Below are 16,986 nucleotides of genomic sequence, written 5' to 3' on the forward strand. Positions count from 1 at the left end.
GACGACGATGGCGAAGACGACCCCTGGGAAGAAGACAGCTCCGACGGTGAGCATGAAGAAGCCCGCCCGGCCGGCGACGGGGGCTGGCACTCCGACGCGGCCGGCCAGGGCCGCGGCGCGGCCGGCCAGGGCGGCGGCCCGGGCAGGTAAGCGGCCGCGGTCGGTCGTCGCGCGCCAGCGCCAGCGGGAGCGGCTGCGGCAGCGGGCGTTCGTGGTCGGTGCGGTCGCGCTGGCCCTGCTGCTCGTGGCCGGGGTCGGCGGCTGGTACGCCTACCAGCAGCAGCGCCCCGAGCCGTCGGCCGCGGCACCGCCCGCCGGCGCCGACGCGGGTGGCGTGAAGGTGGGCACCGGCCCGGTCACCGTCGATGTGTACCTCGACTTCATGTGCCCGCACTGCAAGGACTTCGAAGACGACGCCGCCGCGACGCTCGACACGCTGGTGAACTCGAACTCGGCCACCGTGGTCTACCACCCGCTGGCCTTCCTCGACCGGTACTCCACCACGAAGTACTCCACCCGGTCGGCCGCGGCGGCGGGCTGCGCCGCCGACGCCGGCAGGTTCGTCGAGTACGCCAAGGTGCTGTACGCCAACCAGCCGCCGGAGAACTCCGCCGGCCTCGACGACGCCAAGCTGATCGAGCTGGCCGGCACCGCCGGCATCGACACGGGCACGTTCGGCCGGTGCGTCCGCGACGGCACGCACACCTCCTGGGTCGACGGGGTCACCGAGGCCGCCACCAAGCGCGGCGTCACCGGCACACCGACGGTTCTGGTCAACGGCAAGGACGTCGACCCGACGCCCGACGCGATCGACGCTGCCGTCCAGGCGGCCTGAGCCGGCGGCGGAAACGACCCGGCGGCGGAAACGACCCGGCGGCCTCGCACGGGGGGAGCGAGGCCGCCGGATCACCGGGGGGTACCACGCCACGGGGGAGGTGGCGGCGGGCCGACCGTGACCGGGGGGTCAGCGGCAACCCGACGTTCCGACTGTAGGACTGTCCCGTGGTGGGTGGTAAGCGCCCGATCGGGCGATCACCCAGGGTGGGGTGACGTTCCGACCATCACGGGCAGCCGCGGCGTAACCGGACGTTCCGGCTCGGCCGGCACCGCCACGGGCCGGGCCCGCACGGGCAGCGCGACGATGAGCACGGCCGTCAGCAGCACGTACCAGTTGACGATGAGGAACCCGGGCACGCCGTCGGCGAAGAGGCGCTTGCTGAGCCCGAGCTCGAACAGCGAGATCACGCTCACGGTGACGCTGGCCCAGCACAGGCCGGCCAGCACGAACAGTCCCGGACGCCGGTGGCTGCCGCCCTGCCCGGCGGCGACGTCGACCAGCACCAGCAGCGCCGGCACGAACCAGAACAGGTGGTGCGGCCACGTGATCGGGCTGACCAGCCCGCCGACGAACCCGGTGAGGGTCAGGCCGACCACCTCGTCGCCGGCCAGGGCCGCCTTCCGGGCCCGCCACAGGCCGTATCCGGTCACGACGGCCACCAGGGCCAGCCAGACCAGCCGGTTGGGGTCGGCGGGGTCGCTCAGGCGCGCCAGCACCCCCAGGATCGACTGGTTCGCGATCCGGTCGGTGTGGCCGACGCGGCCGGTCTCCCAGAGCGCGGCCGTCCAGAAGTGCCAGGAGTCGTTCCAGGCGACGGCGGCGGCCAGGAGCGTGGCGCCGGCGGCGGTGGCCGTGGCGGTGAGCGCCGCCCGCCACCTCCGGGTGATGAGCAGGTACACGATGAAGATCGCGGGCGTCAGCTTGATCGCGGCCGCGACGCCGATGCCGATGCCGGCGAGCTTCGGCCACCGCGGCGCGATGATCAGCAGGTCGGTGAGCACGAGCAGCACGAGCAGCATGTTGATCTGCCCGAAGTTCACCGTCTCGCGGATCGGCTCAAGCGTGCTCACCAGCGGCAGCGCCAGCAGCAACGCGAACCACAGCGGCGTGCCGTGCTTCTTCGCGATCGGCTTCACCAGCCAGAACGTCGTGACGATCACCGCCGCCGCCGAGCCGGCCCAGAACAGGAACACGCTCGCCCGGAAGCCGATCACCCCGAGGGGTGCCAGCACGAGTGCCGCGAACGGGGGATAGGTGAAGCCGAGCCGTCCCTGGATCGGGTCGTCGTGGGCGAACTCGTACAGCGGATGGCCGTCGTGCCACCACCGCATCGCGTTGACGTAGATGCGCAGGTCGAGGAAGTGGTGCCGGTTGCCGTACCAGACCTGGGCGGCCACCACCGCGGCCGTGACCACGAGCAGCAGCAGCAGCCTGCGCAGCAGGGCCCGGCGCGGGCTGGTGGTGGGCGACATGCGGCGCGGTTCCTGTTCCCTGGTTGAGCTGACGCCTGTGTCAGGACGCGGCGAGCGTCAACTGCACGACGGGTCGCGGCAACCTTAACCAACCCTTGCCCGTTGTGTGGGCGAGGTATGCGGTACGCGTCGCACGCGATGCGTTCGTCACACTAGGCTGATCGGCGTGAGTGATCTTCTGGTCTGGATCGACTGCGAGATGACCGGTCTCGATCTGAAGCGCGACGCGCTGATCGAGGTGGCGGTGGTGGTCACCGGCGCTGACCTGGTGCCGCTCGACGCTGGGCTCGACGTGGTCATCAAGGTGCCCGACCAGGCGCTCGACGGCATGGTCGACGTCGTGCGCGACATGCACGACAAGTCCGGCCTGACGGCGGCCGTGCGGGTCGCCACCACCACGCTCGAGCAGGCCGAGAACCAGGTGCTCGAATATGTGCAGAAGCACATTCCCGAGCCGCGCACGGCGCCGCTGTGCGGCAACTCCATCGCCACCGACCGCGGTTTCATCTCCCGCGACATGCCCCGCCTCGACGCGCACCTCCACTATCGGATGATCGACGTTTCCTCCGTGAAGGAGCTGTGCCGCCGCTGGTACCCGCGGGCCTACTTCGGCCAGCCGGCCAAGGGCCTGGAGCACCGGGCGCTGGTCGACATCCTGGAGAGCATCCGCGAGCTGGAGTACTACCGGCGCGCGATCTTCGTGCCGTTCCCCGGTCCCGACGTCGAGACCGGCAAGTCGATCGCCGCGGCCCTGGTGGCGGAACAACGCCAGCAGTAATCCCACTCGACGGCGGGCCGTGCCATGCCGCTATCATTGGTCGTCGCCCACCGCATGGTGCGCGCATGGTGGCTGTAGCTCAGTTGGCAGAGCACCGGGTTGTGGTCCCGGGTGTCGGGGGTTCAAATCCCCTCAGTCACCCCACCGACGAAGAAGGCCCCCTCCGAGCCGGAGGGGGCCTTCTTCGTGTGCTCGCTACAGCGGGAACATCCCGAGGCGGCCGTGGTACTCGCGGCCGAGCTGCTCGGTGTCGGAGCCGACGATCAGGCCGGCCGGGGTGGCCAGCATCGCCCGCACCCCCACGCCGCGCAGCCGGGTCGGGTCCCAGGGGGTGGCGAGGCCGGTCACCGGGTCCACCGCGGCGATGCCCTTGCGCGACACGGCGCCCTTGCCGGCGTTCTCCCTGCCGTACGGGTTGTTCATCCAGCGCTGGTGGCCGCCGACGTACACCGAAGCCCCGGTCACCGAGACGGTGTACAGCGAGTCGCCACCGGTGTGGTTCACCCAGACGGGCGACTGGGCACCGGTCCCGGCGGTGTTGAACCGGGCGACGGTGTCGCACATGCGCTTCGGGCCGGAGGCCCGGCCGGTGGTCACCACGGCGAAGTAGGAGCCGTCGGGCGCGAAGTCGACGCCGCGCAGGTAGGTCTCGAAGCCGGCCCGGCACGGGCCGGTGTAGGCGTCGGTGTACCAGGGCGAGAGCGTGTTCGCGGCGAGGTCGAGCATGGCGAGCTGGGTGCGGCGCTGCCCACCGGCCTGCTGGATGGCGCCGACCGCGACGAGCCGCGTCCCGTTGGGGCTGATCGCGAAGTCCTCGACGCGGGCGCGGGTGAGGCCGGGTGCGGCGATCCGTGCGTCGAATGCCGGGTCGGCCGCGCCGGTCGCGAGGTTCACCCGACCGAGTGCCGACCGGGCCAGCCCGCCGATCGCGCTGAACGAGCCACCCGCGTACAGCCAGCCGCCGGAGATCTTCAGCTCCCGGATGTCACCCCAGTTGATCTGACCGGTGAACGCGGCGTCGCGCACGCCGGTGCCGATCGCGATGCGCGCCAGTCCACGCTGCGGGGTGCCGTTGACCTTCTTGAACGCGCCACCGGCGTAGACGGCGGAGCCGTCGGGGCTGCCCGCCACCGCGTAGACCGCGCTGTCCATCGCCGGGGCGAACGGCAGCACCGCGCCGGTGAAGAGGTCGTAGGCGAAGATGTTCTTCCGGTCGAAGAAGGTCTTGCCGGCGGCGTCGCTGACCTCGGAGAAGTCGCCACCGACCACGACGGTCCGCGGTCCGACCAGGGCGACGTCCCACACCGTGCCGTCGAGCACGTGGGGAGTGAAGTCCACCGGGTCGGCGGACACCGGCCGTGGGTGGGCGAGGTCCGCGGCCGCCGGCGCGGCCGCTGCCACGTTCATCGCGAGAGCGGCCATCAGACCGGCGGCGGCAGCGGCTATGGGACGACGACGCATGCGGTAACCCCTCGTTGGTACGAATATCCCTTTTCGGTACGTTCGCACCAACGAGCGGCATTCAGGCCTGGACGCGCCGCTGTGACCAGTTAATCACTCTTCGAACGTGTTGACCATGAAGTGCGCGGCCCGCTCCAGGTACTCCCAGAGCTGCTGCTCCTGGTCCACCGGAAGGGCGAGACTGTCGACGGCCCGGCGCATGTGCCGCAACCACGCGTCGCGCTCAGCCGGGCCGACGCGGAAGGGCGCATGCCGCATCCGGAGGCGCGGATGCCCGCGGTTGTCGGAGTACGTGGTCGGCCCGCCCCAGTACTGGATCAGGAACAGCCGGAACCGCTCGTTGGCCGGGCCGAGGTCCTCCTCGGGGTACAACGGCCGGAGGACGGGATCGGTCGCCACCCCGGCGTAGAACTCGTCGACGAGCTTGCGGAACGTCGGCTCGCCGCCGACGGCTTCGTAGAAGGTCATCTCGGGCCGGGGCCGTCCCAGAGGCAATGTCACGAATCCATGGTGCCAGGCGTGGCGACCGGCACCGCCGGGCGTGGTGCCCTGTTACGGGCGCTGGTCGCCGTGGTGGGACTGCTCCGCGCGCTGCTGCTGGTGGGCGGCGTGCTGCTGGACCGCGCGGTGGTGGGCCCGCTGCGGGTCCCAGCTGGTCTGGTTCGGCGCCGGCCACTCGTCGGTGCCCGGCGGCTCGGCGAGCGGGTACCACTGCGGGTCGGTCGCGGCCGGCTCGCCCAGGAGGCCGGCCGCCGCCGCGGCGCCCATGAGATCGGTACCGGGGGCGCCGAGCGGCTCGATCGGCTCGTCGCCGGCAAGACCGGGCGGGCGGATGCGGCTGGGCCGCGACACGTTCTGGTCGGCGTCGGGACGTGCCGCACCGGTCGAGTAGATGCGACCGACCGGGCGGGAGATGCGCCGGCGGCCGTGCCGGCCCGACGGCTCGTCGGCGTAGCCGGGCCGTCCGCCGGCGACGTCGCCCCACCGGTCGTCGGCGTGGGTCACCACGCGGGCCCGGCCGATCGCGCGTCCGAGCGGGCTGCCGCCGGGGAAGCCCCAGATGTCGCGCTCGGCGTCGGGGCGGTCGGGCGGCGACGGCGCCTCGTCGGAGGCCGCTTCGGCCTCCTCGCTGGCCTCGTTCATCGCCTTCGCGCGGGCGATCTCGTCGCTGATCTGCTCGACGCTCGGCCAGGTGACGATCGCCACCACCATGAGCGCGATGCCGAGCAGCCCCCACGCACCCACCACCATGTGCAGCGAGAACCGGTCGGCGAGGTAGCCGGTGACGAACACCCCGAGCCCCTGCAGCACCTGGATGCCGCTCTTCATCACGCCGAACGCCCGGGCCCGGTACGCGTTCGGGAGGGCCTGCACGAACAGGCCGTTGGTCGCCGGGATCACGGCCGCCGTCGCCGCTCCGCACAGGAACGACATCACGACGACGCCGGCGACCGGCGGGTCGAACAGGGCCGGCGCCAGCGACGCCGGTACGGCGACCGCGAACAGGCTGATCAGCCGCTGCCGGCGCTTCGGGCCGAGGAGCCGGCCGACCACGATGCCGCCGATGATGAACCCGACCGGGTTCGAGATCATGATCGCGCCCTGCACCCAGCCGCGGGACTGGTCGCCGGCGGCAAGTTCGGCCGCCCACCCGGCGGCGAGGCCTTCGGGCACCACGGCGAACAGCGCGGTGAGGAACACCACGATGGCCACGCCCCGCAGCAGGGGAGCGGTGAACACGAGCTTGAGCCCGGCGGCCGTCTCGTGGAGCAGGTGGGTGCGGTCCGCCTTGGCCAGCGCCGCCGGGCGGTGCTCCACCTGGAAGACGACCAGCAGCGCGGAGACCCCGAACGTGGCGGCGTTGAGCAGCAGCGCGACCTGCGCGTTGACCGCGGCCAGGCCCGCGCCGCTGAGGTACCCCGCGACCTGCGCCGCCTGGTGCGACGTGGCCTGCAGGGTCATGCCGACGACGTACCGGTCGCCGGTGAGCACCTTGGCCAGCAGTGCCGACCGGGCGGCGTCGAACGGCGGGTTGCCCAGCGAGGTGAGGAACAGCAGCCCGATCATTGCCCAGACGGGCATGCCGGGGATGGCCACCAGGGCAACCAGCACCATCCGGCCGAGGTCGGCCGCGACCATCGTGTGCCGGTACGGCAGCCGCTCGGCGAGAGCGGCCAGCACGGGACCGAAGCCCAACCACGGAACGTAACTGATTGCGAAAGTGGCGGCCGAGGCCGCCACCGATCCGGTCTGCTGGTAGACAAGCGCCGTGATGGCCGCCCTGGCCACGTAATCGCCGAACCAGGACAACGCGCTGGCGAGGTACAACGCACGGTACTCGCCGCTGGCCAGAACCTCTCGGAAGGTCGCTGGGCGGTCGGCGAAGTCCTGGTCGGACACCGGCGGGCCTCGCTGTTCACTGTTACCGGTTGTGCAACGTGTCGTCGCGCCACATGGCTAGAGCTGGGTTCGACCGAGGGTACGACAACCCATTGGCCGAACGGCTCATCAACGCACCTAACCGAACGGACCATAGCTGAACGCACGGTCAGTGCGCGACCCCGAGCGGCAGAGTGATCATCGGACGGGTGGAAATTCCGACAAAGTCCGCCCTTCTTCGCGATCAGGGACCAGCTGGCGGGTCCAGGTGCCGCTGGATCGCAGTGGAGATCCCGAGCTGAACCGCGTTCGGGTTGATCGGCGGCCCGGCCGGTGCGGCGGGCGCCGGCGCGGCCGGCGGCGGGTCGGTGGGACCGGAGCCGTCGGTCGCCGGCTGCACGTGCACCCCGGCCTCCGTGATCTTCTCGGCGATCCCCGCCTCGGCCAGTGCCTCGGTGAGCCGGCGCCGCAGCTCGCGGGCGGCCCGCCACTGCGCCTCGGCCGGGGTCTTGACCGTCGTGCGCACCACCGCGCCGTCGGTGGTGACCTCCTCGACGCCCACCACCTCGGGCGCCTCGATCACGTCGGGCTTCCACTCCTCCGACTCGGCCCAGTCGATGGCCGCCCGCTGGAGCACCTCGACCGCGTCGTCGATCTTCGTGAACCCGATCGGGATGTCGACCATGACCAGCGCCCAGCCCTGGCTCTTGTTGGCCAGCTTCTGGATCTCGCCGTTCCGGATGTACCAGACGGTTCCCGTGGCGTCGCGCACGGTGGTGATCCGCAGGCCCACCGCCTCGACGGTGCCCTCGACCTCGCCGATGGCGACCAGGTCGCCCACCCCGTACTGGTCCTCGAACAGCATGAACAGACCGGAGAGGAAGTCACGTACCAGGTTCTGCGCGCCGAAGCCGATCGCCAGGCCGAGGATGCCCGCGCCGGCCAGTATCGGCGCGAGGTTCACCCCCAGTTCGTCCAGCACCAGCATGAACGCGACCCCGAACACCACCGCCGACGCGATGCTGCGCAGGATCGACCCGAGCGCCTCCGCCCGGGCCCGGCGCCGCTCCGACACGCCGTTGTTCGGCGGCGCCGCCGGCAGCCGGTTGCGCAGCGGGCGCAGGGCCGCGATGCCGGGGCCGGGTGTGGCGGCCGAACGGGCGACCCGGGAGATCAGCCGGTGGATCAGGAACCGGATCAGCACCGCGATCAGGATGATCAGGACGATCCGCAGCGGCTTGATCAACAGGTAGTAGCTGCCCGAGGCGAGCCAGTCCCAACCCGTCCACTGGTAGATCTGTTCGCACAGGTCACGCGCGTCGGTGCAGTCGGCCGACGGCGACGGCTGGCTGGGTACCGCGAGCAGGGTCGGCATGGACTCAGGGGACAACGTGCTCTTCACCTTCCGGTCGTCGGGGGTTCGCCGGGTAATGCGGTGCAGGTCAACGGCCGTCCGCTAGGCCGGGATCGGCCGCAAATAGTACGTGCAATATTGCGATCCATCGGGGACGATTACCGCACGGAAGTGCGCACCGCGTACCTCCGTACCGCCCTGACAGACCCCCACCCTGGGAGAACCGCAGATCAGCTCAACCTAGGAGGACGGCGCGATGCCTGACATACGACGCATGGTCGCGAGCACGTCGTTGGTGCTCAATGCCACGTACGAGCCCCTATGTGTCGTTTCTGTCAGACGAGCCACGATCCTGATCCTGTCGGCCAAAGCGGTCTGCGTCGCCGATGGCGAGGGCATCCTGCACAGCGCCCGGACGAGCCTACCCACTCCCTCCGTCGTCCGGCTCACCCGGTACGTCCGGGTGCCGTACCGCACACACGTAGGCATGTCCCGCCGGGCGATCTTCGCCCGCGACGGCTGGCGCTGCGCCTACTGCCACGGCAGCGCCGAGACCATCGACCACGTGCTGCCACGCAGCCGGGGCGGGCGGCATGCCTGGGACAATGTGGTGGCCGCGTGCGCGCGCTGCAACCACACGAAGGGCGACAAGACGCCAGCCGAGATCGGCTGGCGTTTACGTGTGACCCCCATGGCGCCCAAGGGCCTGGCCTGGCGTGTGCTGGGCCACCGCGCCCCCGACCCCCGCTGGGCCGACTGGCTCGACCTCCCCGAAACCCCCGCCGCCGCCTGACCCACCTCCCGGCCCCTCAGGCCGCCGGGTGTCCTCGGCCGCCCGGTGCCGCCGGGTGTTCTCGGGCCGCCCGGTGCGCTGGGTCGCGGGGTGCGCTGCGGCCGCCCGGTGCGCTGGGATCCGGGTGTGCTCGGGCCGCCGGGTGCGCTCGGGCCGCCCCGTGCTTCCGCGTCGCCCCGTGCCTCGGGCTCCGTGCCTTGGGCCGCCCCGGGCCCCATCTCCGCGCCGATCTTGCAGTTGTGGCCCCTGACAAAGGTGGATAAAGCACGACATAGGTGAGGCCACAAGTGCAAGATCGGCGTCGTCGGACGCCCCGTGCGGCGCCCGTGCGGCGCGGGGAACGAGGGGCGTATGCGCGGCGCGGGGCGCGGGTGCGGCGCGCGGGGGCAGTGGGGCCGCGCAGGGGCGGGGTGCGCAGGGCCGGGGTGCGCAGGGCCGGGGTGCGCAGGGCGGGGTCAGGTGACTCGCGTGCGTTCGGCCGGGTGGTTCTGGTGGTGTCCGGTGCGCATGATGTCCCGGAGGCGGACGAACCCCTCGTACACATCCGCGAACCGCGTGTACAGCGGCGCCAGTCCCACCCGGAGCCGGTCCGGCGTGCGGAAGTCGGGCACCACACCCGCCGCCAGGGCGGCCTGGGTGATCTGCCACGCCTGGGGATGGTGGAGGGTCACGTGGGCGCCGCGGAGGTCCGCGTCCCGGGGGGTCGCCACCGAGAAGCCGTACCCGGCCAGCCAGGCGTCGGTCAGGGTGATCGCGTAGTCGGTGAGGGCGGCGCCCTTCGCGGCGATCGCGGCCATCCCGGCCTCGGCGGTGATCCGCGCGCCCTCCAGGGCGGCGTAGGCGCCGAGTACCGACGGCGTACCGACCGCGAAGCGCTCGATCGAGTCCACCGGCGCGTAGGTCGGGCCCATCGCGAACTGGTCGGCCTGGCCGAACCAGCCCCAGATCGGCTGCCGCAGCGACGCCTGCAGGTCGGAGCGCACGTACAGGAACGCGGGCGCACCCGGTCCGGCGTTGAGGTACTTGTACGTGCACCCGACGGCCAGGTCGGCACCCGACGCGCGCAGGGGCGTCGGCACCGAACCGGCCGCGTGGGAGAGGTCCCACAGCGTCAGGGCGCCGGCGTCGTGGGCGCGCGCGGTGATCGCGCGCATGTCGGCCCGCGCCCCCGAGCGGTAGCCGACATGGGACGCGCACAGCAGCGCGACGTCGTCGTCGAGTACCCCGTCGAGGTCGGCGACGGTGAAGCCGCGGTCGAGGTCGACCGGCACCACGCGGAGCTCCAGCCCGCGCGCCGCCGCCAGGCCCTGCAGGACGTAGAGGTCGGTGGGGAAGTTGTCGGCCTCCACGACGATGGCCCGCCGGTCGGCGCGGGCGTCGAGGGCGGCCGCGGCCAGCTTGTACAGGTTGACGCTGGTGGAGTCGGCGAGCACCACCTCGCCCGGGTCGACGTCGAGCACGCCGGTGGCGAGCACGTCGCCCACCTGGCGTGCCAGCTCGATCCAGCGTGACCAGCCGCGTACCAGGTCGGCGCCCCACTCCCGGTCGACCACCGCGCGCAGCCGGTCGCGGGTGGCGACGGGCAGCCGGCCCAGCGAGTTCCCGTCGAAGTACACGACCCCGTCGTCAGGGAAGACGAACCGGTCGCGGAAGCCGGCGATCGGATCGGAGCGGTCGAGCTTCTCCGCGTGGGCGAGCAGATCATCCGGCATCAGGCAACGATAGGTGGCGTGCCAGACCTCCACGACCTCACCGCGCTGGAGCAGGCGGCCGCCATCGGCCGCGGCGAGCTCGACCCGGCCGACCTCACCGCCCACTACCTCGCCCGCATCGCGGCCCTCGACAGCCAGGTCGGCGCGTTCGTGACCGTTCTGGAACCCGGATCGGTCCCGTCCGGGAACGGCCCGTTGGCCGGTGTGCCCACCGCCATCAAGGACCTGTCCCCGCTGGCCGGGGTGCGCACCACGCTCGGCTCCCGGGCCTATGCCGACTGGGTGCCCGACTTCGACGCGCACGTCGTCACCGCCGTGCGGGAGGCCGGCATGCCGATCCTCGGCAAGACGGCCACGTCGGAGTTCGGCTGCGCGTTGTACTCCGAGACGGAGATCGGCCCGCCGGCCCGCAACCCGTGGCGTCTCACCGACACCGCCGGTGGCTCCAGCGGTGGCGCCGCGGCGGCCGTGGCGGCCGGGTTCCTGCCGGTGGCGCACGGCAGCGACGGGGGTGGTTCGCTGCGGATTCCGGCGGCGCTGTGCGGGGTGGTCGGGTTCAAGTCCAGCCGGGGTGTGGTGCCGCTCGGCCCGGGCAACTTCGGCGCGTTCGGGCTGCCGGTGCAGGGCGGCATCGCGCGGACGGTCGCCGACGTGGCCGCGTTCACGTCCGTCCTCGCGCGGCCGCGACCCGGTGAGCCCTACCCGTCGCCGCTGCGCGCCGCCACGGACCTCCTCCGCCTCGAACCGCCCAGGCCGCTGCGGATCGGCCGGTTCACCCGTCCGGTCCTCACCGACGCCGACGTCGACCCGGCCTGCGTCGCCGCCGTCGACACCCTGGCGACCGTGCTCAGCGACCTCGGGCACGAGGTCGTCGACGTCGGCCCGCCGTTCGACCCCGACGTCCTGCCCCTGTTCGAGACGGTGTGGGCGGTGCTGGCCGCGCTCCCACCACCCCGGGGCGGGTCGGAGGAGGCGTTCACGCCGCTGGTCCGCTGGCTGCGTGATCGCGCTCACCGTGCGTCCGCCATGGATCTGAGCCTGGCCCTCGGCGGCCTGCAGGCACGCGTCGCGACCGCGACCACGCGACTCGCCGGCGTCGACCTGACCCTGTGCCCGACGATCGCCGGCACCGGCGCCGCGATCGGCGCGTTCAGCGGGGAAGGAGACCCGGCCGCCGACTTCGCGGCACAGGCCCGGTTCTCGCCCTACTGCGCCGGATTCAACCTGCTGGGCGCCCCGGCGATCTCCCTGCCGGTCGGTGCGACCCCCGACGGACGGCCGGTGGCGGCGATGCTCGCGGGGCGGATGGGGTCCGACGCGGTGCTGCTCGGGGTGGCCGCGGCGGTCGAACGGGAGCGGCCGTGGTCACATAACCACCCCGAGATATGGCACGCCAGGCCGCACAGCTAACGTGAGCTTGGCATTCTGTGGGTAGTTCGTTGTCGAGTGTCCTGCGACGCCTTGGGGGCATGAGGTTGTCCATCATCGAGACGCTGGTTGTCTTCGCCGGCATACCGCTGGCGGTCGTCGCTGTGATCTACGGGTTGACCTACGCGGGCAGCGCGCGGTCGAACGACCGGAGGTACCGGCCCGGTCGGCCGTTCGACTTCACGCCGGTCTGGTTCCTGTCGGCTCCGGAGCATCAGGCCGCGTCGGCCAACGGGCACGCCCCGTCGACGCCCGCGGTCAGCGGTGCCAACCGGCAGGCGCTGACGAAGGCCGAGGAGAATGCCGCGGGTGGTCCCGTGGGCGACACGACCGGAGGCGCAAGTGACCGCTGGTGACGAAGGGATCGGCACGAAGCAGAACGTGCCGCTCCCCGAGCAGCCGACCGGGTTCGAGGGGCCGTTCACGACCCGCCAGCTGCTCCGCCTCGACGAGGCGATGCGGTTGGCCGACCAGTCCACCGGCCTGGTGTTCAGCATCTACGTCGGCGGGCTCGACGAGCCGTCGCGCGAGCACGCCAAGAAGCTGCACGGTGAGCTCTCCGACCCGGCGAGGTCGGTGCTGATCGCGGTGTCGCCCAACGACCGGGTGCTCGAGATCATCACCGGTGCCACGGCCCGCAAGCGCCTGCCCGACCGCACCTGCAAGCTGGCCGCCCTGTCGATGGTCGCCAGCTTCGGCGGCGGCGACCTCACCGGCGGCCTGGTGAGCGGCCTGGCCCAGCTCGCCGACCACGCGGGCCGCGCCTGACCGCGAGCGTCGGCGGTACCGTGACCGTCCCATTGGTGACGGTCGACATAATGGCCCCGTGACGGAACGTCGAATGGGGGCGGCGCAATGACCTATCCGTACGGGGACCCGGGGCCGACCCGGCCGGGGGTGGCCGGCGGCGCGGTGGCGAGCCTCGTGCTCGGTGTCGTCGCGGTGCTCGGCATCTGCGGGATGTTCGTACCGGTGTACCTCAATCCCGACGTGCCGGTGATGACGCTCGTCGGGGCCGTGCTCTTTGTCGGGCTCGGCGCGGGTGCGGTGTTCGCCGGGGTCGCCGCGCGGCGGCGTATCCGGGTGGGCGACGCGACCGGCAACGGGCTGGCGATCACCGGGATGGTGCTCGGCACCGTCGCGATCGTCGTGATCCTGTTCCTGCAGGTGGTCCTGCTGCTGGTGCTCAACCGCTACAACTGAGTACCCGTACCCGGGCAGGGCCGAGCGCCAGCGTCGATGTCCGGTTGACGTCGTCGGGCGTGACGAGCGGTGCGTCGGCATCCCCGGCCGCGCCGCCTCCAGGGCGAGGCCGACGGTGCCGGCTTCGCCCTGGCGGGCATCCTCATGGGCGCGGTCGGGATCGTCGCGACGATCGGCTACCTGGTGCTGTCGGTCATCTTCGTGCTCTCGGTGTACGTCATCGCCGCCATGCTGGACGGCGGTGACATGTTTCCCGAGGAGGCCCTAGCTGCCGCCGTCCTTGGCGCGGGCCTTTAGCGCCCGCTGGACCCCGTCGCGGCCCTCGGCGATCAGGCGACGCAGGGGAGCGGGCTCGCCCGGGTGGTCGGCCAGCCACGCGTCGGTGCGCCGGATGGTGTCCTCGTTGACCTGCTGGCTCGGGTAGCCGAGCAGCGCGAACTCCTGGGCCGGGTCGCCGTCGCGGTGGGCCCAGACCTCGCTGATCACGGCGAAGTACTCGGCCGCGTACGGTGCGGTCAGCTCGGTCTGCGCGGAGTGCTGGAAGCCCTGCAGCATCGAGCGCTGCAGCCAGTTCGGCAGGGCGTGGTCGCTCACCAGCCGCCGCCAGGTCTCCGCCTTCGACGCGGCCGTCGGCACCAGCGCCCGGGCCAGCGCCGCCTCGCGCTCGCCGGTGGCGGTGCGGTCGGTGTCGAGCTCGGCGTCGATCTGGTCGGGGCCGGCCGCGCCGAGCGCCACCAGCGCCTGGAGGATCTCCCAGCGCAGGTCGGCCTCGACCCGCAGGCCGTCGGGCACGTCGACGCCGTCGAGCCAGCCCTGCAGCGTCATCAGGTCGGTCGGGCCGCGTCCGGCGACCGCGAACGCCCGCGCCCACGCCAGCTGGAACCCGCTGCCGGGCTCGGCGGCCGCGAGCGCGGTGACCGCCGCGTCGGCCAGCTGCCGCCAGCCGGTGGGCGCCCACTCGGGGTCGGCGTACATGACCAGCGCGGCCTGCGCCTGCCGCAGCGTGGCGGTGACCAGGTTGATGTCCTTCTCGGCCGGCAGACCCGAGCAGACCAGCGTGACGTAGTCGCGCGCGGACAGTTCGGCGTCGCGGGTCATGTCCCACGCGGCGGCCCAGCACAGCGCCCGCCCCAGCGAGTTGTCGAAGCCGCCGATGTGCCGCACCACGGTGGTCATCGAGCGCTCGTCGAGGCGGAGCTTGGCGTAGGTGAGGTCCTCGTCGTTGAGCAGCAGCACGTCGGCGGCGCGCGTGCCGACCAGCTGGGTCAGGTCGGTGCGGGCACCCTCGACGTCGACCTCGATGCGCTCGCGGCGCACGAGGTGGTCGCCGTCGAGGTCGTACAGGCCGACGCCGATGCGGTGGGTGCGCAGCGTCGGGTACTCGGCCGGCGCCTCCTGCAGCACGGTGACCGACGCGTACTTGCCGTCGCTGATCGTGAGCTCCGGCCGCAGGGTGTTGACCTGCGCGGTCTCCAGCCACTGGGCGGAGAACTTGCGCAGCTCGCGGCCGGAGGCCGCCTCCAGGGCCGACAGCAGGTCGTCGAACGTGGCGTTGCCCCACGCGTGCTTGCCGAAGTACGCCCGCAGCCCGGCCAGGAACGGGTCGAGCCCGACGTACGCGACCAGCTGCTTGATGACGCTGGCGCCCTTGGCGTAGGTGATGCCGTCGAAGTTGACCTCGACCGCCGCCACGTCGGGCGTCTCGGTGTACACCGGGTGGGTCGACGACAGCTGGTCCTGCCGGTAGCCCCAGTTCTTGCGGACCGACAGGAACGTGGTCCACGCGTCGGTGAACCGGGTGGCGTGGGTGTTGCACCAGTGACTGGCCCACTCGGCGAACGACTCGTTCAGCCACAGGTCGTCCCACCAGCGCATGGTGACGAGGTCACCGAACCACATGTGGGCCATCTCGTGCAGGATCGTGTTGGCCCGCTGCTCGTACTCGAAGTCGGTGACCGGCGAGCGGAAGATGTAGTACTGCTCGGCGTGCACGATGCAGCCGAAGTTCTCCATCGCGCCGGCGTTGAACTCGGGCGAGTACACCTGGTCGTACTTCGGGAGCGGGTAGCGCACGCCGAACTGCTCGTGGAAGAAGTCGAAGCCCTGCCGGGTCACCAGGAAGATGTCGTCGGCGTCGAGGTAGCGGGCCATCGAGCGGCGGCAGAACACGCCGAGGTCGATGCCGTCGTGGGTCTCGCGCACCTCGTGGTAGGGACCGGCACAGAGCGCCGTGACGTACGTGCTCATCCTCGGTGACCGGGCGAACACGACCGTCTTCGCGCCCTCGACACCCTCGACGGCACCCTCGCTCTCGCGGGGCATGTTCGAGATGACGTTCCAGTGCGCCGGAACGGTGGCCCGCCAGGTGAAGTCGGCCTTCAGGTCGGGCTGGTCGAAGCACGCGTAGAGGCGCTGCGCGTCGGCGGTCTCGAACTGGCTGTAGAGGTAGATCTCCTTGTCGACCGGGTCGACGGAGCGGTGCAGGCCCTGGCCGGTGCTGGAGTACAGGAAGTCGGCGTCGACGACGAGCACGTTGTCGGCGGCCAGCCCGGGCAGGCTCAGGCCGCCCTCGGCGCTCCAGGCGGAAGTGTCGACGGGTGCGCCGTTGAGCGTCGCCGAGCGGATCGACTCCGCCGCGACCTCGATGAACGTCGTCGCACCCGGCTCGGTGCAGGTGAAGCGCACCTCGGTCGTCGACCGGAACACGCGGTCGCCGGGGTAGCCGGCACCGTCGGTCAGATCGAGATTGATGTCATAGTGCGAGACGTCGAGCAGGCGGGCGCGATCCGCCGCCTCCACCTGCCTGAGGTTACGTACACCCGCCACCAGCAACTCCTGTCACACTGTCCACGCCGTGCGTCCCGCCCGTGGTCGACGGGGTTACGAAGCGAGTGTTCCACGTTGGTCGGCGGGCCGCCGAGCCGGTACTGATTGTTCATGACCTTTGCAGACATGTGGTTCGACCCGCGGTGCCCCTGGGCGTGGATCACCTCTCGATGGCTCCTCGAGGTCGAGAAGGTGCGTGACGTCACCGTGCGGTTCCACGTGATGAGCCTGTCCATCCTCAACGAGGGCCGCGACCATCTCCCCGAGGACTACAAGCGTGGGCTCGCGACCGGCTGGGGCTCGGTGCGGGTCTGCATCGCCGCGGAGCAGGAGTTCGGCGCCGAGGTGCTGCGCGATCTGTACACGGCGCTCGGCACCCGCCGGCACCTGGAGAAGCGCGACCTGAACGACGCGGCGACGCTGCGGGAGGCCCTCGCGTCGGTCGGTCTGCCCGAAAGGCTGGCCGAAGCGGCCGAGAGCACCGAGTTCGACGAGGCGCTGCGGGCCAGCCACGACGCCGGCATGAAGCCGGTCGGCCTCGATGTCGGAACGCCGACCATTCACGTTCCGGGTGCGAACGGCGAGAACATCGCGTTCTTCGGACCGGTCGTGACCCCGGCGCCGAAGGGCGAAGCCGCAGGTCGGCTGTGGGACGGATGCCTGCTGGTCGCCGGCACGCCGGGCTTCTACGAGATCAAGCGGACCCGCGACGCGCAACCGATCTTCGACTGAGTCGCACCCG

The 16,986-nt window shown here is 71.8% G+C and carries 15 protein-coding genes, 1 tRNA gene and 1 pseudogene; 10 read left to right on the forward strand and 7 right to left on the reverse strand.

Translation table 11 applies throughout. The features are described 5' to 3' along the window. Positions 1–52 precede the first annotated feature (52 nt). A complete protein-coding gene (locus tag Voc01_RS34310; RefSeq protein WP_203931804.1) occupies positions 53–835 on the forward strand; it encodes a DsbA family protein in 783 nt (260 codons plus the stop codon). Positions 836–1,032: 197 nt separating this feature from the next. Here the strand turns inward: Voc01_RS34310 and Voc01_RS34315 are convergent, their stop codons facing one another. Next, positions 1,033–2,310 carry a glycosyltransferase 87 family protein gene (locus tag Voc01_RS34315; RefSeq protein ID WP_203931805.1) on the reverse strand — a complete coding sequence of 426 codons (1,278 nt, stop codon included), beginning with the start codon at positions 2,308–2,310 and terminating at the stop codon, positions 1,033–1,035. 160 nt (positions 2,311–2,470) lie between these two features. Between Voc01_RS34315 and orn the strand changes: the two genes are divergently transcribed. Both orn and Voc01_RS34325 read left to right on the forward strand, forming a co-directional pair. Next, positions 2,471–3,088 (forward strand): oligoribonuclease, encoded by a 618-nt coding sequence (gene orn, locus Voc01_RS34320; protein WP_203931889.1) that lies wholly within the window; start codon positions 2,471–2,473, stop codon positions 3,086–3,088. Positions 3,089–3,156: 68 nt separating this feature from the next. After that, positions 3,157–3,232 (forward strand) — tRNA-His (locus tag Voc01_RS34325). Positions 3,233–3,283: 51 nt separating this feature from the next. Here Voc01_RS34325 and Voc01_RS34330 read toward each other — a convergent pair. From Voc01_RS34330 to Voc01_RS34345, 4 genes and pseudogenes are all read right to left on the reverse strand, one after another. After that, positions 3,284–4,549 carry a WD40 repeat domain-containing protein gene (locus tag Voc01_RS34330; RefSeq protein ID WP_203931806.1) on the reverse strand — a complete coding sequence of 422 codons (1,266 nt, stop codon included), beginning with the start codon at positions 4,547–4,549 and terminating at the stop codon, positions 3,284–3,286. A 93-nt stretch (positions 4,550–4,642) separates the two neighbouring features. Further along, positions 4,643–5,017, reverse strand: coding sequence for a globin (locus Voc01_RS34335; RefSeq protein WP_203931890.1), 375 nt, complete (start codon positions 5,015–5,017; stop codon positions 4,643–4,645). 561 nt (positions 5,018–5,578) lie between these two features. After that, positions 5,579–6,949 (reverse strand): annotated as a pseudogene (locus Voc01_RS34340) (MFS transporter); the annotation flags it as partial. Positions 6,950–7,172: 223 nt separating this feature from the next. Further along, a complete protein-coding gene (locus tag Voc01_RS34345) occupies positions 7,173–8,303 on the reverse strand; it encodes a mechanosensitive ion channel family protein (protein WP_203931808.1) in 1,131 nt (376 codons plus the stop codon). Between the two features lie 235 nt (positions 8,304–8,538). Between Voc01_RS34345 and Voc01_RS34350 the strand changes: the two genes are divergently transcribed. Beyond that, positions 8,539–9,075 carry an HNH endonuclease gene (locus Voc01_RS34350; protein WP_203931809.1) on the forward strand — a complete coding sequence of 179 codons (537 nt, stop codon included), beginning with the start codon at positions 8,539–8,541 and terminating at the stop codon, positions 9,073–9,075. Between the two features lie 455 nt (positions 9,076–9,530). Here Voc01_RS34350 and kynU read toward each other — a convergent pair whose 3' ends face one another. Continuing rightward, positions 9,531–10,787: a kynureninase gene (gene kynU, locus Voc01_RS34355; protein WP_203931810.1), complete on the reverse strand. Its 1,257-nt coding sequence runs from the start codon at positions 10,785–10,787 to the stop codon at positions 9,531–9,533. Positions 10,788–10,805: 18 nt separating this feature from the next. On the opposite strand from kynU, the gene Voc01_RS34360 reads away from it, so the two are divergent. From Voc01_RS34360 to Voc01_RS34380, 5 genes are all read left to right on the forward strand, one after another. After that, complete coding sequence (locus tag Voc01_RS34360) at positions 10,806–12,197, forward strand: amidase (RefSeq protein ID WP_203931811.1); 1,392 nt, start codon at positions 10,806–10,808, stop codon at positions 12,195–12,197. A 59-nt stretch (positions 12,198–12,256) separates the two neighbouring features. After that, entirely contained in the window at positions 12,257–12,571 is a 315-nt protein-coding gene (gene ctaJ / locus Voc01_RS34365; protein WP_445009833.1) for an aa3-type cytochrome oxidase subunit CtaJ, read from the forward strand. Further along, the gene (locus Voc01_RS34370; protein ID WP_239160671.1) at positions 12,558–12,983 is read left to right on the forward strand and encodes a DUF5130 family protein; all 426 of its coding nucleotides are present in this window, start codon (positions 12,558–12,560) and stop codon (positions 12,981–12,983) included. Before ctaJ ends, Voc01_RS34370 begins: the two co-directional genes overlap by 14 nt. An 87-nt stretch (positions 12,984–13,070) precedes the next feature. Beyond that, entirely contained in the window at positions 13,071–13,418 is a 348-nt protein-coding gene (locus tag Voc01_RS34375; protein ID WP_203931813.1) for a hypothetical protein, read from the forward strand. Positions 13,419–13,487: 69 nt separating this feature from the next. Continuing rightward, positions 13,488–13,715 (forward strand): hypothetical protein, encoded by a 228-nt coding sequence (locus Voc01_RS34380; protein ID WP_203931814.1) that lies wholly within the window; start codon positions 13,488–13,490, stop codon positions 13,713–13,715. On the opposite strand, the gene pepN is transcribed toward Voc01_RS34380, so the two are convergent. Continuing rightward, complete coding sequence (gene pepN / locus Voc01_RS34385; protein WP_203931815.1) at positions 13,683–16,244, reverse strand: aminopeptidase N; 2,562 nt, start codon at positions 16,242–16,244, stop codon at positions 13,683–13,685. The genes Voc01_RS34380 and pepN overlap by 33 nt on opposite strands. A 111-nt stretch (positions 16,245–16,355) precedes the next feature. On the opposite strand from pepN, the gene Voc01_RS34390 reads away from it, so the two are divergent. Then, a complete protein-coding gene (locus Voc01_RS34390) occupies positions 16,356–16,976 on the forward strand; it encodes a DsbA family oxidoreductase (RefSeq protein ID WP_239160672.1) in 621 nt (206 codons plus the stop codon). Positions 16,977–16,986 lie beyond the last annotated feature (10 nt).

The sequence above is a fragment of the Virgisporangium ochraceum genome, from assembly GCF_016863655.1.
GTDB lineage: Bacteria > Actinomycetota > Actinomycetes > Mycobacteriales > Micromonosporaceae > Virgisporangium > Virgisporangium ochraceum.